The sequence below is a fragment of the Actinoplanes sp. CA-015351 genome (assembly GCF_050955685.1).
Lineage (GTDB): Bacteria > Actinomycetota > Actinomycetes > Mycobacteriales > Micromonosporaceae > Actinoplanes.
Genome location: NZ_CP192102.1, coordinates 3279643 through 3299980, shown reverse-complemented (window position 1 = coordinate 3299980; position 20338 = coordinate 3279643). Strand labels below are relative to the sequence as shown.

General features: G+C 68.5%; 23 protein-coding genes. 5 read left to right on the top strand and 18 right to left on the bottom strand.

Annotation, left to right across the window (positions count from 1 at the left end):
- Positions 1 to 51: 51 nt before the first annotated feature.
- The 3 genes from ACQP2E_RS14840 to ACQP2E_RS14830 form a co-directional block, all read right to left on the bottom strand.
- Positions 52 to 1611, bottom strand: coding sequence for a methyl-accepting chemotaxis protein (locus ACQP2E_RS14840; protein ID WP_433831940.1), 1560 nt, complete (start codon positions 1609 to 1611; stop codon positions 52 to 54).
- 129 nt (positions 1612 to 1740) lie between these two features.
- Positions 1741 to 2085 (bottom strand): UBP-type zinc finger domain-containing protein, encoded by a 345-nt coding sequence (locus ACQP2E_RS14835; protein WP_433831938.1) that lies wholly within the window; start codon positions 2083 to 2085, stop codon positions 1741 to 1743.
- A gap of 10 nt (positions 2086 to 2095) precedes the next feature.
- Entirely contained in the window at positions 2096 to 2482 is a 387-nt protein-coding gene (locus tag ACQP2E_RS14830; RefSeq protein ID WP_433831936.1) for a winged helix-turn-helix transcriptional regulator, read from the bottom strand.
- Positions 2483 to 2570: 88 nt separating this feature from the next.
- On the opposite strand from ACQP2E_RS14830, the gene ACQP2E_RS14825 reads away from it, so the two are divergent.
- Entirely contained in the window at positions 2571 to 3425 is an 855-nt protein-coding gene (locus ACQP2E_RS14825) for an SDR family oxidoreductase (RefSeq protein WP_433831934.1), read from the top strand.
- Between the two features lie 12 nt (positions 3426 to 3437).
- Here the strand turns inward: ACQP2E_RS14825 and ACQP2E_RS14820 are convergent, their stop codons facing one another.
- Entirely contained in the window at positions 3438 to 3893 is a 456-nt protein-coding gene (locus ACQP2E_RS14820) for an aminoacyl-tRNA deacylase (protein WP_433831932.1), read from the bottom strand.
- A 48-nt stretch (positions 3894 to 3941) separates the two neighbouring features.
- Here ACQP2E_RS14820 and ACQP2E_RS14815 point away from each other — a divergent pair, with 48 nt between their 5' ends.
- Positions 3942 to 4322 (top strand): DUF427 domain-containing protein, encoded by a 381-nt coding sequence (locus ACQP2E_RS14815; RefSeq protein ID WP_433831930.1) that lies wholly within the window; start codon positions 3942 to 3944, stop codon positions 4320 to 4322.
- On the opposite strand, the gene ACQP2E_RS14810 is transcribed toward ACQP2E_RS14815, so the two are convergent.
- From ACQP2E_RS14810 to ACQP2E_RS14760, 11 genes are all read right to left on the bottom strand, one after another.
- Positions 4317 to 5330 (bottom strand): TIGR03617 family F420-dependent LLM class oxidoreductase, encoded by a 1014-nt coding sequence (locus ACQP2E_RS14810; protein WP_433831928.1) that lies wholly within the window; start codon positions 5328 to 5330, stop codon positions 4317 to 4319. The two genes, ACQP2E_RS14815 and ACQP2E_RS14810, sit on opposite strands and share 6 nt — an antisense overlap.
- Before the next feature lie 667 nt (positions 5331 to 5997).
- Entirely contained in the window at positions 5998 to 6876 is an 879-nt protein-coding gene (locus tag ACQP2E_RS14805; RefSeq protein ID WP_433831926.1) for a P1 family peptidase, read from the bottom strand.
- 10 nt (positions 6877 to 6886) lie between these two features.
- Positions 6887 to 7228: an FtsX-like permease family protein gene (locus ACQP2E_RS14800; RefSeq protein ID WP_433831924.1), complete on the bottom strand. Its 342-nt coding sequence runs from the start codon at positions 7226 to 7228 to the stop codon at positions 6887 to 6889.
- 30 nt (positions 7229 to 7258) lie between these two features.
- The gene (locus ACQP2E_RS14795; RefSeq protein WP_433831922.1) at positions 7259 to 8251 is read right to left on the bottom strand and encodes a formylglycine-generating enzyme family protein; all 993 of its coding nucleotides are present in this window, start codon (positions 8249 to 8251) and stop codon (positions 7259 to 7261) included.
- A 5-nt stretch (positions 8252 to 8256) separates the two neighbouring features.
- The gene (locus ACQP2E_RS14790; RefSeq protein WP_433831920.1) at positions 8257 to 9714 is read right to left on the bottom strand and encodes a sulfatase-like hydrolase/transferase; all 1458 of its coding nucleotides are present in this window, start codon (positions 9712 to 9714) and stop codon (positions 8257 to 8259) included.
- A complete protein-coding gene (locus tag ACQP2E_RS14785; RefSeq protein ID WP_433831918.1) occupies positions 9711 to 10691 on the bottom strand; it encodes an aliphatic sulfonate ABC transporter substrate-binding protein in 981 nt (326 codons plus the stop codon). The genes ACQP2E_RS14790 and ACQP2E_RS14785 overlap by 4 nt, the downstream gene beginning before the upstream one ends.
- A 4-nt stretch (positions 10692 to 10695) precedes the next feature.
- Positions 10696 to 11469 (bottom strand): ABC transporter ATP-binding protein, encoded by a 774-nt coding sequence (locus ACQP2E_RS14780; RefSeq protein WP_433831916.1) that lies wholly within the window; start codon positions 11467 to 11469, stop codon positions 10696 to 10698.
- 28 nt (positions 11470 to 11497) lie between these two features.
- A complete protein-coding gene (locus ACQP2E_RS14775; RefSeq protein WP_433831914.1) occupies positions 11498 to 12253 on the bottom strand; it encodes an ABC transporter permease in 756 nt (251 codons plus the stop codon).
- Positions 12250 to 13389 (bottom strand): ROK family protein, encoded by a 1140-nt coding sequence (locus ACQP2E_RS14770; protein ID WP_433831912.1) that lies wholly within the window; start codon positions 13387 to 13389, stop codon positions 12250 to 12252. Before ACQP2E_RS14770 ends, ACQP2E_RS14775 begins: the two co-directional genes overlap by 4 nt.
- A gap of 83 nt (positions 13390 to 13472) precedes the next feature.
- Entirely contained in the window at positions 13473 to 14543 is a 1071-nt protein-coding gene (locus tag ACQP2E_RS14765) for a Ppx/GppA family phosphatase (RefSeq protein WP_433831910.1), read from the bottom strand.
- Positions 14544 to 14640: 97 nt separating this feature from the next.
- Positions 14641 to 15522 (bottom strand): LLM class F420-dependent oxidoreductase, encoded by an 882-nt coding sequence (locus ACQP2E_RS14760; protein WP_433831908.1) that lies wholly within the window; start codon positions 15520 to 15522, stop codon positions 14641 to 14643.
- A gap of 654 nt (positions 15523 to 16176) precedes the next feature.
- On the opposite strand from ACQP2E_RS14760, the gene ACQP2E_RS14755 reads away from it, so the two are divergent.
- On the top strand, positions 16177 to 16365 hold the full coding sequence (locus tag ACQP2E_RS14755; RefSeq protein WP_433831906.1) for a hypothetical protein: 189 nt from the start codon (positions 16177 to 16179) through the stop codon (positions 16363 to 16365).
- An 11-nt stretch (positions 16366 to 16376) separates the two neighbouring features.
- On the opposite strand, the gene ACQP2E_RS14750 is transcribed toward ACQP2E_RS14755, so the two are convergent.
- Positions 16377 to 17039, bottom strand: a complete 663-nt coding sequence (locus ACQP2E_RS14750; protein WP_433831904.1) for an excalibur calcium-binding domain-containing protein — start codon at positions 17037 to 17039, stop codon at positions 16377 to 16379.
- Between the two features lie 147 nt (positions 17040 to 17186).
- On the opposite strand from ACQP2E_RS14750, the gene ACQP2E_RS14745 reads away from it, so the two are divergent.
- Entirely contained in the window at positions 17187 to 17927 is a 741-nt protein-coding gene (locus ACQP2E_RS14745) for a hypothetical protein (protein ID WP_433831902.1), read from the top strand.
- Between the two features lie 11 nt (positions 17928 to 17938).
- Here the strand turns inward: ACQP2E_RS14745 and ACQP2E_RS14740 are convergent, their stop codons facing one another.
- Positions 17939 to 18289 carry a hypothetical protein gene (locus tag ACQP2E_RS14740; protein ID WP_433831900.1) on the bottom strand — a complete coding sequence of 117 codons (351 nt, stop codon included), beginning with the start codon at positions 18287 to 18289 and terminating at the stop codon, positions 17939 to 17941.
- Between the two features lie 150 nt (positions 18290 to 18439).
- On the opposite strand from ACQP2E_RS14740, the gene ACQP2E_RS14735 reads away from it, so the two are divergent.
- The gene (locus ACQP2E_RS14735) at positions 18440 to 19465 is read left to right on the top strand and encodes a LacI family DNA-binding transcriptional regulator (RefSeq protein ID WP_433831898.1); all 1026 of its coding nucleotides are present in this window, start codon (positions 18440 to 18442) and stop codon (positions 19463 to 19465) included.
- Here the strand turns inward: ACQP2E_RS14735 and ACQP2E_RS14730 are convergent.
- Complete coding sequence (locus tag ACQP2E_RS14730; protein WP_433831896.1) at positions 19442 to 20338, bottom strand: carbohydrate ABC transporter permease; 897 nt, start codon at positions 20336 to 20338, stop codon at positions 19442 to 19444. The two genes, ACQP2E_RS14735 and ACQP2E_RS14730, sit on opposite strands and share 24 nt — an antisense overlap.

The following is a 20338-nucleotide window of genomic DNA, read 5'->3' as shown; positions in this document are numbered from 1 at the left end:
GGGTATGAGGAAAGGCCGGTCGCCATCGGCGACCGGCCTTTCGTTTCCAGCTCAGAACTTGAAGGCGCCGACCAGGTTGCGCAGCTCCTCGGCGGTCCGCGAGACCTCTTCGCTGGCCTCGCGGGTCTGGTTGACACCACTGACCGTGGAGGCGCTCGCCGACGAGACGTCGTTGATGTTGGTGGCGATCCGGCTCGAGCCGGCGGCGACCTCGGCGATGCTGCGCGACATCTCGCCGGTGGTGGCGGTCTGCTCCTCCACCGCCGAGGCGATGGTGGTCTGGAAGTCGTTGATCTGGGCGATGACCTCGGAGATGCGGTTGATGACCTCGACCGCGCCGCCGGTGTCCTGCTGGATCGCGTTGACCCGGGCGCCGATGTCCTCGGTGGCGCGGGCGGTCTCCTGGGCGAGGTCCTTGACCTCGCTGGCGACCACGGCGAAGCCCTTGCCGGCGTCGCCGGCGCGAGCGGCCTCGATGGTGGCGTTCAGGGCGAGCAGGTTGGTCTGCTCGGCGATGCTGGTGATCAGCTTGATCACGTTGCCGATCTCGGCGGACGACTCGCCGAGCTGGCGGATGGTGTCGGTGGCGCGGGCGGCCTCGGAGACAGCGATCGAGGCGACCTGCGCGGCGTCGGCAGCGTTGCGCGAGATCTCCCGGATCGACAGGCCCATCTCCTCGGAGCCGGCCGCGACGGTCTGCACGTTGCGGGAGATCTCGTCGGCCTCGATCGAGGCCGAGCTGCTCTGCCGGTCGGTGTTGTCGACCGCGTTGGCGATCTCGCTGGAGACGGCGGCGAGCTCGGTCGACGCGGCGGCCAGCTTGTCGGCGTCGGCCGCGATGGTCTCCATCGAGGCGCGAACCTTGTCGAGCGAGCGGTCCAGGCCGGCGGCCATCGTGCCGAGCTCGTCGCGGCTGGTGATGCCGCTGCGCACGGTGAGGTCGCCGCGGTCCAGCGCGTCGATCACCAGGCCGAGCTTGCGGATCGGGCCGAGGATCGAGCGAACCATCGGGATCGCCATGCCGACCAGCAGTGCCAGCGCGGCGAGCGCCACCGCGATCGCGGTGTTACGGACCGACGTGACGGTGCTGGCCATCTCGGCCTTCTGCGCCACGATCTGGGCCTCCACCGTCTCGGTGAGGGTGTCCAGCTCGTTGTCGGTGGTGTCGTTGCGCTCCGCGATCTCGTCGGTACGGTTCACCACCGACGACGGGTCGGCCACGCCGGCCGTGACGAACTCGGTGATGAAGGTGTTGAAGTCCTCGAAGTCCGGCCGGTAACCGTTGAACTCGGTGATGATCGAGGCCGGCAGGCCCGAGCTCACCACGGCGTCCGCGGCGTCGACCGACGACTGCACGTCGTCCACCACGTCACCGCTCACGTCGTGCCCGAGCGCCGACCGGTACGCGTCGACCTTGAGCTCGCTCTGGCGGTTGTTCAGGTGGTTGAGCGCGGCAAGTCCCGCTTCCAGGCGCCGAATGTCCTCGGCCTGGTCCGCCAGGCTGTCCTGCCCGGTCAGCGTGATAGCCGCCATCGCGCCGAGGGCGATGGCGCCCGTAGCGACGATGGCACCCAGCCTCTTGGCCGTGCCGATGTTCTGTAAGCCGCGCATCTGCCCTCCATCCGTGGTCCGACGCACGTTTCATCGGCCGGGCACGAATGCATCTGAGGACTGAAGTTTCAGTCAACAGGAAGTCCGGAAGCAGATTATCTGCTTCCGGTTTGACCTATCGAGCTTACGTCAGCGATGGATCTTGGTGCGCCAATCCGGCGGAACCGCACCCGACGGACCCGGAACCGGCTGGCTCTCCGGCCGGCTGGACGGCGGCGCGAGCTCCGGACCGTTGCCGGCCTGCTCGGTCGAGAAGTCCCAGAACCAGTCCTCACCCGGCTCGAACGACTGGATGACCGGGTGGCCGGTGCTCTTGTAGTGGGCGGTCGCGTGCTGCGACGGGGAGGTGTCGCAGCATCCGATGTGGCCGCACTCGGCACACCGGCGCAAGTGGAACCACCATCCGCTGGTCTCGAGGCATTCGGCGCATCCGGTGCCGGAGGGCGGGACGTCGGGCTGGATCGGCTCAGTCACGTCTGGAAACCTATCGCAGGTCGTCGTACGCCTCCTGCGCCGCGCGCATGGTCTTGATCTCACCCTCCAGGAGCTCGATCAGGTTCACCAGCTGAGTCGCGACGCGCTGGCCGAGATCAGTGAGGCTGTACTCGACCCTGGGCGGGATCGCCGCCTGCACCTCGCGGCGGACCAGGCCGTCCCGCTCCAGCGACTGCAGCGTCTGGGCCAGCATCTTCTCGCTTACGCCGTCAACCTTGCGGCGCAGCGCGTTGAATCGGAACGACCCTTCGTGCAGCGCGGCCAGGGCGAGGGTGCCCCAGCGGCCGGTCACGTCGGTGAGGACGCCCCGGGACGCGCAGTCGCGGGCGAAGACGCTCGGGATCAGGTCGTCGTCGGGGTCGCCCAGTTCACTCATGAGAAAGACGATACCTTCTCAGAGTTGGCACTTTCAAAAAGTTAGTGCATGCTCGTGGCACAGCACTTACCTGACCTAGGAGTTCACCATGACCACCATCGCCGTCACCGGTGCCACCGGCCAGCTGGGCCGCCTCGTCGTCGACGCGCTGATCGCGCGGGGCGCCGAACCCGGCGATATCGTCGCCGCGGTCCGCGACACTGCCAAGGCCGCCGGCCTCACGGCTCTCGGCGTGCAGGTACGCCTCGCCGACTACGACCGCCCGGAGACGCTCGAAGCGGCCTTCGCCGGCGTCGACCGGCTGCTCCTGGTCTCCGGCAACGCCGTCGGCCAGCGTGTACCGCAGCACACCGCCGTGATCGAGGCCGCGAAGGCGGCCGGAGTCGGCTTCATCGCGTACACGAGCATTCTGCGTGCCGACAGCACCCCGATCGGCCTCGCGCCCGAGCACCTCGCCACCGAGCAGGCCATTGCCGCCACCGGGATCCCGCACGCGCTGCTGCGCAACGGCTGGTACACCGAGAACTACGCCGGCAGCATCGCGGGCGCGCTGCATACCGGCGCGATCGCGGGCAGCGCCGGCGAGGGCCGGATCGCGGCCGCCACCCGGGCCGATTACGCCGAGGCGGCGGCGGCCGTGCTGCTGTCCGGCGAGGCCGGCGTCTACGAGCTGGGCGGCGAGGCGTTCACCATGGCCGAGCTGGCCGCCGAGGTCGCCAAGCAGTCCGGAAAGGACGTCGCCTACACCGATCTGCCGGTCGCCGACTACCAGCAGGTGCTGGTCGGCGTCGGCCTGCCGGAGGGGTACGCGGGACTGCTCGCCGACACCGACGCCAAGATCGTCGACGGGCACCTGGACACCGACAGCGCCGTTCTGGCGAAGCTGATCGGCCGGCCGGCGACGCCGCTGACCTCGGCGGTCGCAGCGGCGCTCAAGGGCTGATCCGCCACGCCTTTAATCGGTGACGTCGGCGAACGTGCCCTGCAGCGAGGCGACAGCCTCATCCGCCGCGACCCGCAGGCCCACGCCGCGCTCCCCCGCGCCCAGGCTGATGGTCCGCCCCCGGGTACGTTCGTCGGCGATCACCGGCCACGCCGTGGCCGAGCCGAACGGGGTGATCGTCCCCCGCTCGTAACCGGTGGCCTCTTTCGCGGTGGCCGCGTCCGGCATGGACAGCCGGCTCACACCGAGCAGGGCACGCAGTTTCGGCCACGAGATCGACCGGTCGCCGGGGACGAGCACGAACAGGTACTCGCCCTCGGCCCGGCGTACCACCAGGCTTTTCACCAGGTCACGAACCTCGACGCCCTGGACCTGGGCCGCCTCTTCGACGCTGCTCACCGGGCCGTGGGTGATCACGTCGTACGGAATGCCGGCCTCGATCACCGCGTAGATCGCTGGGGTCGTCACAAGATCAGCGTAATAAGCTTCTGAGATATCGACGAGAGGGGCCTTTTGATGGCCGAGAAACCACGGCTGCTGCCGGGGCCGGAGCACCCGATCACGATCAAGCCCAGCACCGACCGGGTTGTCGTGACCGTCGCCGGCAAGGTGGTCGCCGACACCCGCAACGCGCTGCTCCTGCAGGAGGCGAACTATCCGCCGGTGCGCTATCTGCCACTGACCGACGTGGACGAGTCGTTGCTGTCGCGTTCCGCGACGTCGTCCTACTGCCCGTACAAGGGCGACGCCGGCTACTACTCCATCCCGGTCGGCGGGGACAAATCGGTCGACGCGATCTGGGAGTACACCGCGCCGTACGACGCGGTCGCTCCGATCGTGAACCACGTCGCCTTCTATCCGGACCGGGTCGACTCGATCGAGGTCACGCCTTCATAGCCGATTGCCCTTTATAGCCTGTCGCACGGCGGCGATCTGATAGCGGTCGGCCTCGTACGGCGTGTACAGCGAGATGCGGTCGATCGCTGTACCGAATCGGTCCTTCACGCCGGCGGCGACCGCTGCCGCGTCTCCCGCGACGGCGAACGTGCCCAGCACCTCGTCGTTGATCTCCGCGGCCATCTCGGTCCACTGCTGCCGGCGCGACAGCACGTTGAGCCGATCCGCCAGATCGCCCCATCCGTGCAGGTCAAGGACGGGCCGGTAGGCGGGGGTCGACGCGTAGAAGGCGATCTGACCGCGCACCGCCTGTTCGGCGCGGGCCCGCTGTGCCGGGTCCGCGCCGAGCACCACCATGGCGCTCATCTGCAGGGTGAACCCGTCCAGGTTGCCGCGCTCCTGAACAAGGGTCGGCAGGATCCGCTCGCGCAGGTAGTCCGCGCTGGTCAGCGGATGCACGAGCAGCCCGTCCGCGGCCCGCCCGGCCGCCGCGATCATCCGCTCGCCGACGGCCGCGAGCTCGATCGGCGGATTGCCGGACGGGTTCGGCCCCGGATTGAAGAAATCGGTCATCAGCGTGTGCTTGTAGAACTCCCCGCGAAACATCAGCCGGTCCCCGGTCGCCCAGGCCTGCCAGATCGCGCGGATCGCGGTGACGAATTCTTCCATCCGCTTGGCGGGCTGCCCCCACGGCATCGCGAAGCGTCGCTCGATATGCGGTTTGACCTGCGATCCGAGCCCGAGCCGGAACCGCCCCTCGCTGATCAGTTGAAGGTCGTTGGCAAGAATCGCGACATTCATCGGGTTCCGCGCGAAAGCCACCGCGATCGCACTCTGCAGACTGATCTGCGAGGTCGCGCGCGCGACGAGGGCGAGGGTGGTGAAGACGTCATGCCGGGTCTCAGCGGCCAGGAATCCGTCATATCCGACCTGCTCCGCCGACACGGCCGCGGTTTCAGCCTCGGCCGGTGAGGCCGCGACCGGCGCGGCGAAGTCAACCAACATCATTAATGACTACCACCCTGGGTACGCGCGAGGCCGCCCCAACCGCAACTAAAACGCAAGTGGTTCTCCGCCCCTGACGATCCCGGCCCGGCGCGCCCCGCCGCCGGCCCCGCCGCGGGGTCACTGCCAGCCCCGCCAACGGCTGTTCCGCAATCGCAGAGACGACCGTGAAAGCGACGAACGGCCCGCGAAGCCGCGCCAACGACCACCCGCATTCTGATCTTGTGAGTTTCGGGTCGGCCGGATGGCGCAACCGCACACCGTCGCCGGCTCAGCGTTAGCCCGGCGCCCCAAAAGCCGTCGCGAAGCAGCCGTCGCGAAGCAGCCATCGCGAAGCGTCCCGGGAAGCGGCCCGCGGAGTGGCCCGAGCCGCCCACTCCGCGATCCTGGAAACTCCTGGCCGCGGAGTGTTACGCACCGACACACAGAGCAACGAACCAGGTCGCCGGCGAACCGCAAACCGCCACGCTCCGCCGGGCAGCTCCGCCCGGCCCCCGATGCGTGTTGATTTGGGGTGCGATCCGAACCTGAAGTCAACACGCAGCAGGCGCTTCCCGGCGTGCGTGTCGACATGGGGTGCGGATTGAACCCCAAATCAACACACTGAGCACTAAGTCGACACACTGAGCACTAAGTCGACACGCTGAGCACTAAGTCGACATGCTGGGCCCTAGTCGGCACGCTGTGCCCCGGCGGCGTCGGGCGGGGTCACCGCGGATCGGATCGCGGCGGCTGTTACGTCGGCGACGACTACTCTCAGCAGGTCCAGGTCGGCGTCGGCGGCGCCGGTTGCCAGGGCCACCACGGCGTCGCCGTCGAAACGGGAGTGGGCGGGGTTCAGCGCCCGGGCAAACCCCGTATGCCCGCTCTGGGCCAGCAGGTAACAGTCTGCCTTGGTGACCTTCGCGTCGGTGAGGACGACAGCGATCGTCGTATTGGTCATTCCGAAAGGTGTGACCACCGCGTCACCGCTTGAGTCCGGGTTGAACACCGGCAACCCGTCCGGGCCGATCACGTCGCCCCAGGCGTTCACCACTGCCACCACCACGACGGACGCGTCGCCGGAAACGCCCCGGGCCATGCCCAGCCCGCCCGGGGAAGCGCCGCCGCGCCACCGGCCGGTGACTGCTCCGGCGCCGGCTCCGACCGTACCCACGCTGAAGAGGTCTCCGCGCAGTGCCGCGAGGGCGGCAGCGTGGCCGGCCGCCGATGAGGGTGGCGTGCCCGCGACCGAGGCGTCGAAGATCGACATGCCGACGACGATGGGTACCGGGCCGAGCGGGGTCGGGAAGCCGAGGCCGCGGGAGTGCAGCAATCGCATCACGCCGTCGGCCGCGGAGAGGCCGAACGCTGATCCGCCGGACAGCACGACGGCATCCACCCGGTCGACCAGGCGGGACGGGTCCAGCAGGGCGAATTCCCTTGTCGCGGGGGCGCCGCCGCGCACTTCGCCGGATCCGACGGTGCCCGGCGGCGGGATGATCACGGTGACGCCGGTGCCGTCGCCGGTCCAGTGCCCGGCCCACGCGGAGAGCAGCTGCGGTTCCATTGCTGCAAATCTAGTAGGACAGTTTGCGCAGCACGGCCCGTGCGGCCGGGATCGCGGCGGCGAGCAGCACTGCCAGCAGCGCTCCGCCGGTCAGCGTCAGCGAGATGACGCCGGGCCGTCCGGGGAACGGCAGCGGCGGCGGGTTCAGCCCGGCGAGCGGCAGCGCCCAGCCCGTCAGTGCCCACCCCGCGAGCGCGACCGCCATCCCGGCGGTCACCCCCAAGATCACGAGCCAGGGGTACGCCCAGAGCACCGCGCCCCTGGCCTCCCGGCGCCCGAGCCCCTGCAGTCTCAGCGCCGACAGATCCTCGGCCCGGCGGTTGCGATCGACAGCCGCGGTCAGTACCAGCACCGCCGCCGCCAGCCGGCCCCGGCCAGACCGTTACCCCTCCGAGACAGACGAACGCCGATCGGTCCGGCGCATCGCCGGGCCGGTCAGTGTCACAGGTGAGGTGTCCGGCGGGCTGGATCCGGCGGTTCGGAAGCCCATGTTTCCGGTCGAGGAATCGGGGGTGTTGGAGGATCGGGCGGCGTTGCGGTACCGGTTGCAGTAGGAGTCGTGGCACAGGTAGGAGCCGCCTCGGATGACCTTCGCGGTGCCGCCGGCCGGGCCGCGCGGGGCGTCGGCCGGGGATTCGGCGTAGTACGTGGGTGAGAACCAGTCGGCCACCCACTCCCAGACGTTGCCCACCGGCTGCCACAGGCCGTAACCGTTGGGTGCGAACGTGCGGACCGGCGCCGTCGTGATGTATCCGTCCGCGCCGAGATTCGTGCCCGGAAAGCTGCCCTGCCAGATGTTCAGCGCGTGGCCGTCCGACGGCAGCTCGTCGCCCCAGGGGTAGCGCAGCGACGGCAGGCCCGCCCGGGCCGCGCACTCCCACTCCGCCTCGGACGGCAGGCGGCGGCCCGCCCAGGCGCAGTACGCCTGCGCGTCGTTCCAGCTCACGTGCACGACCGGGTGGTCGTCGGCCGCCACGTCGGACGGGCCGCCGGGGTGGGCCCAGTTCGCGCCCTCGACGCCGAGCCACCACGGTGTGCCCTGCATCCGGCCCGCCACGTGATCAGGATCGGTCAGCGCGAGGTGGAAGACGGCGGACCAGCCGTACTGCTCGGCGTCGGTGCGGTAACCGGTCTCCGTCACGAACGCCCGGAAGTCGGCGACTGTCACGGAGGTGGCGTCGATGGTGAAGGCCGGTACGCGTACCGGATGGACTGGTTGCTCGCCGTCCGCGCGTACCCCATCGTCGTGGGCGTCGCCCATCGCGAAGGTCTGGGAAGGCACCGAGATCTGCTCGATCCGATGGGTTCCGGTGCCGGGAACCGGCGCCGGAACCGAGGCGGGCGGCCGGTCCGCAGACGGCGTGCAACAACTCATGACCGCTAGGATAGGTAGGATTGATCGTCGAGACCGCTCAGGGTCGGGTCGTGATCGACCGACCCCACCTGGTACATCGACGTCATCCAGTGATAGAAACGGTCGTCGCGGTCGACCAGCAGTTGGTAAAGGCGTCCCATCATCCGGTCGCGGACGGGTGCCATCTCCGGGTGACCATAAATGTTGAGCAATTCATCAGGGTCACGCTCCAAGTCATAGAGCTCGTTTGTCGACTCCGGATTGACAACGAGTTTGTAGCGGTCGTCGCGGAGCATCCGCTGCGGGTACGGGAAATGATGCCCGTGGAACTCGCAGACGATGTCGGGCTGCCAGTCCGGATGTTCGCCCTGGACAAGTGGTACCAAACTGCGTGAGTCGACCGCCGGCGTGGTGTCCGCGCCGGCCAGATCGAGGATCGTCGCGGTGCAGTCCAGCAGGCTGACGAACTCGTCGCGCGTCTGGGGTGCGGCCCCGGGAATCCGGATGATGCCCGGAGTCCGGTAAATGTCCTCATACATCGCCGGGCCCTTGTCGTGCAGCCGATGCGACCCGGTGAACTCGCCATGATCACAGGTGAAGAAAACCGTCGTGCCGTCTTCGTCGATCTCTTCGAGGATCCGGCCGATCTCGTAGTCGATCATCGAGACGTAACCCCAGTAGACAGCGATCAGCTTGCGTGTCACCTCGATCGGCATGGTGTCGAAGGTCCAGTGCGCGCTGTAGTTCTTCTGCACAGCGGGCTTGCCCTCGAACGTCTCACTGATCGATTTCGGAAGCTCCACGTCGGCGGGGTCGATCATGTCGAAATACTCGTCCGGGACGATGTAGGGCAGGTGAGGCCCGAAGAAGTGGGTGGCGAGGTAAAAGGGACGATTTTCGCTCTTGTACCGCTTCAAAAGCTCGATCGTCCGGGTAGCGAGGTAATGCTCGAACGTCGCCTCGACCGGCTGCCGCAGCCGCGCCGCCAGCAGGTTGCCCGGCCCGCCGTTCGGCAGCGTCCCACGAATCCGCTCGTGGATCTCGTAGGGCGGAAGGTCGTTCTCCTTGAGGTAGGCCAGATAGTCCGGGTGATCAACCGGGTTGTGCCAGCCCGGCAGGTGCGGGCCGTCGAATCCGTAGAACGACGGCGGCTTCTCGCTGCTCGCGTGCCACTTCCCCAGCAGGCCCACGTTGTATCCGCGGCTGCGCAGTTCGGCACCGAACGTGAACGCGTCCTCCGGCAGATCCTCTTGGTAACCGACATTGCGCTCACGGTTGGCCAGGACCTTGTGCCGGAACGGCGCCTGCCCGGTGAGCAGGCTGGCCCGCGCCGGTGTACAGATGGCGGTCGGGGTGTACCACCTGTCGAACCGGGTGCCGGTGGCGGCGAGCCGATCCAGGTTCGGCGTACTGACGTGTGGGTTTCCGTAGGCGCCGAGCGTGTCCACCCGGTGCTGGTCGGTCATCAGGAAGAGAAAGTTCACTGAGCGAGACCCAGGTAGTAGCTCGACGGGTCCGGGTTGGACGGCAGCTTGCCGGCACCGACGAAGTAGTCGCCCATTCCGGACAGCCACTTGGCGACAGTGCCGTCCTTGACGTAGCCGTCGATCGTCGCCGAGTCGAGCATCTGGCTGTTCGCGGCGTCGGCGCGGACGTCCTCAACCGGCTTCTTCAGCAGCGCAGCGGTCAGCTCGATGCTCTTGTCGGCGTTCGCCGCACGGAAGTCCATGGCCTCGCGCAGCACCTGCACCACCTTCGTGGTCTTCTCCGCGGCGACGTCATTTCCGGACACGAACGCGGTCGGGAAGGCGATCTGGCCGGCGAAGTCGGCGTTCTTGGCGAGCTCGACCAGATCCGGCTTCTTGGCCTTGATGGTGTTCGCCAGCGGGTACCAGATCCCGGCCGCGTCGATCTGCCCACTGCCGAACGCGGTCACGATGGTCGCCGCGTCCATCGGCACCCGCTCGACGTCCTTGCTGGTCAGCCCAGCTTTCTGCAGCGCCAGGGTGAGGATCATGTCGCCCGAGGTGCCCTCCGGGACGCCGATCTTCTTGCCCTTGAGCTGGGTGAGATCGGTGATGCCGGCCTGCGCGATCACCCGGTCGGCGTTACCCAGCGAGTTCAACGAAATGATCTTCGCTTTGCCGGAGGCGGGAAGCCAGACCGCGCCCGGTCCGATGTAGCCGTAATCAAGGTCACCAGCGTTCAACGCGGTGACCTGCAGCGGGCCGTTCGTGAAGACCTTGGCGTCAACCTCGAGCCCGTGCTTCTCCCACAGTTTCTGAGCATTCGCTACAGCCAGCAGACTCGTACCGTTGTAATCGCCGATGTAACCGAAGTTCACTTTTTCTACTGATTTTTCGCCATCGGCGTCGCTGCCGCCGCCGCAGGCGGCAACAGCGAGCAGGGAGGCTGCGGCAACTGCCGCGAGAGCATTTCGGAGGGTACGGGTGAGCATCATGCGATCACGTCCTGAACGTTTCCGGGGTGGGCTGGTGGTGGACAGCGCTCCACACGCGATGGCGCAGCGCGGTGAACGCGGGGCTGAGCCGCAGCTCTTCGGTACGGGGGTACGGCAGATCGACGTCGATGATCTCGGCGATCCGGCCGGGGCCGGCCGCCATGACGACGACCCGGTTGGCGAGGAAGACGGCTTCGTCGACGTCGTGGGTGATGAAAACGACGGTGCGTCTGTCCTGGGTCCAGGTGTCGAGCAGTTGTTCCTGAAGGCGAACCCGGGTCAGCGCGTCGACAGCGCCGAACGGTTCGTCCATCAGCAGGATCGACGGGTCGACGGCGTAGGCGCGGGCGATCGCGACCCGTTGTTTCATGCCACCGGACAGCGTCTTCGGCAGCGCGTCGGCGAACCGTTCCAGGCCGACCAGCTCGATGTACTTCTGGGCGATCTCCCGGCGTTCCCGCTTGCGGACGTGCGCGTTGCGCAGTCCGAACTCGACGTTCTCCCGGACCGTCAGCCAGGGGAAGAGCGCGTACTGCTGGAAGATCACGCCGCGGTCCGGGCCCGGTCCGGTGATCGGCGCGCCGTCGACCAGGGCACAGCCGCTGGTCGGCGTCTGCAAGCCGGCCAGGATATTCATCAGCGTGGTTTTGCCGCAGCCGGACGGTCCGACGATCGTGACGAACTCGCTGTCACCGAACTCGATCGAGACATCACCGAGTGCCTCGAAGGTGTCGTCACCCAGCGTGAAGACTTTACGAATGTGGCTCAGGGTGATCATCGGGTTTCCTGCCAGTTCGTCAGGGTGATCATCGGGTTTCCTGCCAGTTCGTCAGCTTGCGTTCGGCAATCAGCAGGATCCGGTCCATCAGCAGGCCGAGCACGCCGATGCTGATCAGCCCGACGAAGATCGTGGGCAGGTCGTAGTAGAGCTGCGCGCTCTGCATCCGGTACCCGAGGCCCTGCTGGGCAGCGATCAGCTCAGCGGCGACAAGGGTGGCCCACGAGTTGCCGAGGCCGATCCGCATGCCGACGAGGATGAACGGCGACGACGCCGGGATGATCACGCGAGCGAACAGGATCCGGTCGTTCGCGCCGAGCACCCGGGCGGCGTTGATCAGCGTCTTGTCGACGCTGACGACACCCTGCAGGGTCGCGATCACACAGGACAGGAACGAGGCCAGGAAGATCACGAAGATCTTCGGGGTCTCCTCGATACCCATCAGCACGATGGCGAGCGGGATGATCGCGAGCGGCGGGATGGTCCGGAAGAACTGGATCCACGGCTCGACCAGGGCCCGGACGGGTGCGTACCACCCCATCAGGAACCCGACCGGCACCGCGAGGACGACACCGAGCGCGAATCCGGTGAACACCCGGGTGAGGCTGGCGACGATGTCGTCGAGCAGCGTCCCGTCCGCGATCAACTCGACGGCCCGGCGCCCGACAGCGGGCGGGCTCGGAATGTCGAAGCCGGCAACCGAGAAACCCCACCACAACCCGATCCCCAGCACCACCGAGATCACGTTCAACACCATCTTGGGTACGCGTCGGACTCTTGTCATGTGCTGGTTTCCTGCGGTGTCTCGTAGCCGGCCAGCAGTGGTGACTGCCGGAAGATCGCGGCGATCGCGCCTCGTGCGCCGTCGTCGTCGCCCAGTCGTGCGGCACGGATCGCGGGTCCGCTGCCGGCCCCGATCATCCGTTCGGCGGCGATCACCTCGGCGGCACGGCCGACGATGCCGGGAGCCGCCTCGACCAGCGGGCCGCCGATCACGATCAGCTCCGGGTCCAGGATCAGCGCGGCGGCCGCCATCACCCGGCCCACCGCTGATCCGATCCGGTCAGTGGCGGCCTTCACCCGCGGTTCGTCGCGGCGGGCGGTGAGTTCGCTGAGCGTACGGACGCCGGCTGCGGCCAGAGCCGGCCCGACAGCCGCGACCGTCTCCAGGCAGCCGTTCTTGCCGCATCGGCAGGCCGCGCCGTCCGGGTCGGCGCGTACGTGGCCGAACTCCCCGGCCACCCCGCCGGCCCCGGACACGAGCCGGCCGCCAACGACCAGGCCACCGCCGATGCCATCGGCGAGCCGTACGTAGAGCACGTCCCGCGCGTCGGTGGTGCCCGCCTCGGCCAGCGCCGCGAACCGGGTGTTGTTGTCGACAAGGACCGGCGCCGCGAACCGTTCCCGGAACGCGGCGAGCACGTCGCCGCGGGCGGTCCCGGCCGGGTACGGCCCGGTCACCCCGACGCCGACACCCTGCAGCGCGGTGAGCCCGATCCCCTGCTCGCGGCCGAGCCGGTCGACGAGCGCGAGGGCCGCACGGATCCGGGCCGGCAACGACGTCTTCGCGGGGTACGGCGTCAGCCCGCTGGCGATGATCTCGTGTGCGGCGTCGGCCACGACGACGCGTACCCGGGTGTGCCCGAGGTCGACGCCGAGGAACTGACCGGACCGCGGGTCGAGGGCGAGAAGCTCGGCGGGGCGCCCGCTGCCGGCCCGGTGCCGCGCGTCGGTGGTGACCACCACGATCGCGCCGCGCCCCAGCAGGTCACCGGTGATCTCGGAGAGGGTGGTGCGGGAGAGGCCGGCCCGGTTGGCGATCTGTGCCCGGCTCAGCGTTCCGTGCTCACGCAGAATCGCCAGTACACGCTCTTCGTGAGCGCGCCTGACCAGCGCATGAACACCTACGATTACCGGCACGCGGGCAACCGTAGGCGGGCACCAATTTTTCCGTCAACGATCCGGCAGAATTATCTCTCTAAAACCAGTAGGAAAACTTCCTGTCACACCGGTTCGAGGCAGCGTTCGGACCACGGGCTGGGTGTCCACAAGGCACGGGCGCCCGACCACCGCTCCCCCGGCAGCACAGCTTCCTCCGACAGCACAGCTTCCTCCGACAGCACCGCCTTCTCCGACAGCACCGCCTTCTCCGACAGCCGCCGCAGCAGGATGCCCTCGCGCAGGCCCCACGGGCAGATCCGCGCGGAGTCCTCGCCGAACGCCTCCAGCAACTCGTACGCCACGATCGCGCCGGCCAGGATCTGGTGGGCGCGGTGCGCGGACACGCCGGGCAGGTGCCGCCGCTTGGCGCTGGGCAGCCGGGACAACCGCTCGATCCACTTGCGCAGGGCCTTGCGCTGCACATGACGCGGCCGATGCTGCCCGTGCCGCATCGGCGCGGCCCCGTTCAGCCGGGACAGCTGGTAGAACGTCCGCGATGCGGCGACAACGCTGCGCGGCACCGGCCAGTCGGACGGCTGGACGACCTCACGCAACTGCCCGCGCACGTGCCGGTGCAACCGCCGCACTGCCGCGTTCGACGGCGGGTCACCGTCGTCCAGGAACTCACGGGTCAGCCGGCCGGCGCCCATCGGCAGCGACAGCGCGCGCAGCGGCACCTGGCCCTCGCCGGACGCGACCTCCAGAGTGCCGCCGCCGATGTCGAGCAGCAGCATCTGCCCGGCGTCACGGCCCAGCCAGCTGCGTGCCGCCAGGAACGTCAGCTCGGCTTCCTCGATGCCGGACAGCGCGCCCAGCCGGATGCCGGCCCGGTCCTCGATCGCGCCGAGGATCTGGTCACGGTTGGGGCAGTCCCGGATCGCCGCGGTGCCGTACGCGAAGATCTCGTCGACGCCGGCGCGCCGGGCCCGGTCCATGGCCGAGGCGACGGCTGAGGTGACGAGGTCCCGGCCGCGGCCGTCGATCGTGCCGTCGGACGCGATGCGTCTGGCGACGTAGGTCCGGGTCTTCCAGGACCGAGCCGGGAACGCCTTCTTCCGATCGGGGCGAGCCCCGGTCTCGGTGACGACCAGATTGACCGCCTGAGATCCGACGTCGAGCACACCTATCCGCATCGGCGCCGCCTACCCAAAATCAACCCATCCTCACCAGAACACCGAGCGAACCCGAATGTTCAACCCTACCCGGGCACGGTTTCGCGCTTCGCCAACCTCAGCTGAACTGCGGAATCACCTCGTCGGCGAAGCGCAGCATCTGCTCGTGGTCGTAGGCCACCCGCGGGAAGTACGCGATGACGTAGCCGGCGCCGGCCTCACGGATCCGCTCCACCTTCGCGATCAGATCCGCCGTGGTGTCGCCGGCCCCCACGTTGATGCTGGTGGACTTGGTGATCCGGTCATAGTCGCGGTCCAGCCGGTCGCAGTGTTCGCGCAGCACGGCGAGCTTCTGCTTGATGATCTCCGGGTCGCCGTTGCCGAGGTTGGAGCCGTTCGCGTACTGCGCGACCAGCTTGAGCGTCACCTTCTCGCCGCCGCCACCGAGCCAGAACGACGGATGCGGCTTGCGTACGCCCTTGGGCTCGTTGATCGGCTGGTCGATGCGGTAGTGCTTGCCGGTGAAGACCGGCCGCTCCTCGGTCCACATCTTGTGCACGATCTGCACGGCCTCGCGGAAGGCGGCCATCCGCTCGGGAACCTCGGCCCATTCGTACCCGTAGGCCTTCCACTCCTGCTCGTACCACCCGGCGCCGAGCCCGGCGTAGAGCCGGCCCTGGCTGGCGACGTCGACCGTGGACGCCATCTTCGCGTAGAGGGCCGGGTGCCGGTAACCGTTGCAGCCGACCATCTGCCCGATGTTGACCCGGGTGGTGTCGCGGGCCAGGGTGGCACTGACGGTCCACGCCTCGAACGTCGTGTTCATGCTGGGCTCGGGAAACGTGTGAAAGTGGTCGTACACCCAGACGCTGTCCCACGGGCCGGCGTCGGCCAGCCGCGCGACCTGGGTCATCGCCTCGTACTGCTCAACCGGGTCAGCGATCTCGTCAAGATCGTTGCGCCACCCCTGCGGTACGAAAACCCCAAAACGCATGCTCATGAAATCAACGTAACGGTCGGCCGGAGAGGGCCGGCGGGCACCCAGCCGATGCCCCTCTGGTTTCGCCATGGTGGCGTGCGGTTTCTCGGAGCGAGGTGCGAGGTGCGAGGTGCCGCTGGGAGATCTTGTGCGGTTTGGCCGGCCGATCGACCACGAGTGCACGAGTTCGCGGGCCGGCCGTCGGTGCCGTGTCGATCTTGGTTGGTCGGTGAGCGTTGAGGTGACGCTTTGCCACCACAGCGGGTGGTCCGACGTGGCGAACGCGATGCCCCACGGATTCGACGTGGCGAACGCTGTGCTGCAACGTTCCGACGTGGTGACTAGGTGCTTTACGGATCTTGTGGAGTTCGGCGAGCCGTTTGCGCGTAACTCCGCAAGATCGGCTTGGTCTGTTCGATCTTGCGGAGTTGCGCGGACCCGTCTGCGGGGAAGTCCACAAGATCCAAGCGTTCGTGGCTGATCGCGGTCTGTATCGGGAAACCGCGTCGGCTTGGCGGACCGCACTGAAGGTACGGGCTGACCCGTGTCGGCGCTACCCTGGGCGCATTAAACAGGACACCAGTGCTAACGAGACGCTGACTGAAGCGCCCGCCCGGGTCGGCATTGTCGACGCCGGGGATGCGATGCGTGCCAACCGAAGGCGGGACGACACCCATGACCACGATCCGCGTCAGGTTCGTCGGAGCTGACAAGTACCGCGACTTTCAGGTCGATGCCGGCGCCGCCGAGCACATCGTCGCCCAGTTGACCGACCCGAACGCCGTTGTCAGCTTCGTCGACGATTACGGCACGACGTACGTCCCGGTGCGCGGCATCACCTACATCACCGTCCGGACCAGCTGAGAAGCGGCGGGTTACTCGCAGCCCACCCCGTCGCCGTCGCGGTCCAGGTGCTTGGCGTAACCGGGGTCGCCGCGGTGGATCGGGGCGGCGCCGGCGGCTCGTACCGCGGCGCAGTTCTTGTAGTACACCTCTGTCGGTTCCTCGGTGGTCGGCTCGGGATCCGGCTCCTCCACGGTGGGTTCCGGTTCCGGGTCCTTGGCCGGAGGCTTCGACGTCGCCTTGGCCGGAGGTTTTGTCGTCGGCTTGGTGGACGGTTTCGTGGCCGGCTTGCTCGACGGTTTCGGTGACGTGCCGGGCGTGGCCGGTTTCGACGACGGCGCCTTGGTGGGGGCCGCGGTGCGGCCGGCAGACGAGGCGGAGACGGAGAGGGAGGCAGACGAGGCGGAGGCGGAGAGGGAGGCAGTCGGGTCGGTGGCCGCCAGCGGCGTCTCGGCAAGCTCGGTGATCTCGGCCGAGTCCGCCGCGTCCACGGCCGCGGTCGCTGTCACCGTCGCGGCGGGCGTGGCCTGCTTCGGGTCGTCGGCGAACGCGCCGATCGCGGTGACGCCGCCGCAGCAGAGGACGAGGACGCCGGCGGTGATGCCGCCGATGAGCTTCCACGGGGCACGCTTCTTCACCGGCGGCTGCGGATGATGGAACCCCGGCGGCGGGAACTGCGGTGGCTGGTAGGTCACCGCATCACCCTGCCGGTGTTCATGATCGGCGTCGATTCCACGTTCAGGTGATGGTCGATCGCCGTTATGGCAGGTGCCGAGATCGTCCGGGCCGGGGTTTTCTGCCGTTCGGCCACCGTCCGGCACCGCGTCCAAGACAATTTGTGCGTGGCGGCGCGACACCGATGGCGGATGGCCGGCTTGGTCCTGCTCGGGATCATCGGCCTGGCCTGCCTGATCATCGGGGTCGAGCGGGTGTATTTCCCCGCGCCGGCAGCCTCACCGCCCACGATCCTCATCGTCGTCGGCGCCCTGCTGCTGGTCGGCCCGTGGGTGCTGCACCGGCTCGAGACGATCGCGGTCGGGCCGAACCGGTTCGAGCTGCAGCTGGCCCAGCAGATCGCCGAGCAGGGCGCCCCGAAGGCCGCCGCACTTCTCGATCACACCGAGCTGGCGCGGCTCGTCGAGTCGTACACCGTCATCCGCGAGGAACTCGACGGCGACGAGTGCCGGGCCGCGCGGGTGCAGGTGCAGGACTCCCTGGTCCGGCGGGCCGCCGGGTTCGCTTGCCGGCACGAGTTCGATCCGGTCGAGGTCCGGCAGTTGTTTCCCAGGGCGGCGCCGGTGGTGCGGGTCCTGCTGATCGCGCTGATGATGGGTGATCCGCGGCTGTTGGACGCCGGGGTACTTGGGTCCGCGATCGCCTATGCGGCGTCCCGGAACGAGCGGTTCCACGCGCTGAAGGTGGTCCAGTGGCACTGGCCGCGGCTCAAGCGCCCGGAGCGGATGCTCGTCCTGGACAGCATCAACGTGGCCGAATTGGTGATCAAGACCGACAGCGACGTTCACGTGGAGGCGGAAAAGGTTCGCGCGCTGGGGCAGCGGCCGCGGGCGGCGACGGCCGACTGAGCCCCGGTGAACTACCCGGCGGCGGGTTCCTGCAGCCTCCGCCACCCCGCGATCTGCTCCAGCAACTCGCGCAGCGGCTCGTCGAGGATCTCGCCGGTCGCCTCTCGTCGCCGGAGCGACTCCGCGACGCGCTCGGCCAGCTCGATCCGGTCGTCACCCGCGGCCCAGGGCACGTCAGCCAGCACATCCGGCGGGTGTTTCCCGTCGACGCTGACAGTCAGCGCGGTCAGGGTGCCGACGCGATGGACATGGATGAGCTCCGGGCCGACCAGCGGGTAATAGGCGGTCCAGTCCTCACCAGGCAGCTGCCGCCAGCCCATCTGCTCGCCGATGAACAGGTAGCGGTCCGTCGTGTCGTCCACTCCCTGACCGTAGCGACTCTGTGAGCCGCCGGGAGCGGATCGCGGTGGAGTGCCGCCAGGGCCTGTGGAGTGCGGGAACGCGGCGTGGCATGATTTCGATGCCGGGACCGGAAGTTGCAGCGGGCTCGCCCGGCCGTAAGGAGCGCTCCCATGGCCGTGGCCAGGCAACGTGTGACCATCGCGGCCATCGCGGAAGCGGCGGGTGTCTCGGTGCCCACGGTGTCCCGAGTGCTCAACGGGCGCTCCGACGTGTCGCCGCAGACCCGGGAGCTGATCGAGCGGCTTCTCCGGGAGCACGACTACCGGCCTCGCAACTCTCGGCATTCGGGCCGGGCCCGGCTGGTCGACCTGGTCTTCAACGATCTGGACAGCCCGTGGGCGCTGGAACTGATCCGCGGCGTCGAGGATGTCAGCCACGCGGCCGGGGTGGGCACTGTCGTGTCCCAGGTGCACCACCGGACCACCGTGGCGCGGCAGTGGCTGCAGAACCTGCGGGCCCGCGCGTCCGACGGTGTCATCTTCGTGACCTCGGACGTCGCCGAGCCGATCCACGCCGAGCTGCACCGGCTCAAGGTTCCCGTGGTGATCATCGATCCGGCCGGTGGCGCGGCCGCGGACGTGCCGACGATCGGCGCGACCAACTGGTCGGGCGGCCGGACCGCCACCGACCATCTGCTGTCGCTGGGGCACCGGCGGATCGGTTTCGTCGCCGGTCCGAAGGATCTGCTGTGCAGCCGGGCCCGGCTCGACGGTTACCGCGCGGCGCTGGAAGCGGCCGGGCTGCAGGCCGGTGACGAGCTGATCGAGACCGGTGACTTCCGGCACGAGTCCGGGTTCGCGGCGGCGAACAAGCTGCTCAGCGTGGCGAACCCGCCGACCGCGATCTTCGCGTCCAGCGACCTGATGGCGCTCGGTGTCTGCGAGGCAGCGCGGCGGCGCGGGCTGCGGGTGCCCGATCAGCTCAGCGTGGTCGGGTTCGACGACCTGCCCGAGTCGCGGTGGGCCTCTCCCCCGCTCACCACGGTCCGCCAGCCGCTCGCCGAGATGGGGGCGCTCGCCGCGCGTACCGTCCTGCGGTTGTCGCGCGGCGAGACCATCGAGACTCCCCGGGTCGAGCTGGTCACCAAGCTGATGGTGCGCGAGAGTACGAGCTCACTTGCCGAACCCGGCCGTTAGACCGCTGAGCAGCTGCCGGCGGCCGATGACGTACAGCGTCAGGATCGGCAGTGTGGTCAGCACGACCGAGGCGAGCACGGCCGGGATGTTGACGCTGTACTGACCCTGGAAGCTCCAGAGCGCGAGCGGCAGGGTGCGCTGCTCGGGGCTCTGGGTGAGGATCAGCGGCAGGATGAAGCCGTTCCACACCGTCAGCCCCTGGTAGATCAGCACGGTCACGATGGCCGGGCGGGTCAGCGGGAACGCGAGCCGCCACAGGGTGCCCCACTCGGTGGCGCCGTCCATCCGCATCGACTCGAAGAGTTCCTTCGGCACGTCGCGGACGAAGTTCGACAGCACCAGCACGGACAGCGGGATGGCGAACGCCAGCGACGGCAGGATGATCGCGCCGAGCGTGTCGTACATCTGGAGCTTGATGATGAGCAGGTAGATCGGGATGATCACCGCCTGGAGCGGGATGGCCAGACCCATCAGGAACAGCCCGTTGACCCCGCGCAGGAACCGGCTCGCGGCACTGCCGCGGACGATCGCGTACGCCGCCATGAACGACACCAGCACCGCAGGACCGACCGCGCCGACGGTGACGATGACGCTGTTGACGAAGTAGCTGACGAAGTCGTTCTCCAGCACGAACCGGTAGTTCTCCAGCGTCGGGTTCGACGGCGGGGCGAGCGGGTTGGTGGCGTAGTAGTCCTCCTGCACCTTGAAGCTGGTGATGACGATCCAGTAGATCGGCAAAAGCACCACGAGGAGCCAGAGCCAGCCGGCCAGGCCGCCGAGCCAGTTGTACTGCAGCAGCCGTGGACGGCGGCGGCGGGCAGCCGGCCGCGGGACGACCGCCGACTGCGCGCGGTTGTCGAGCATCGTGGACAT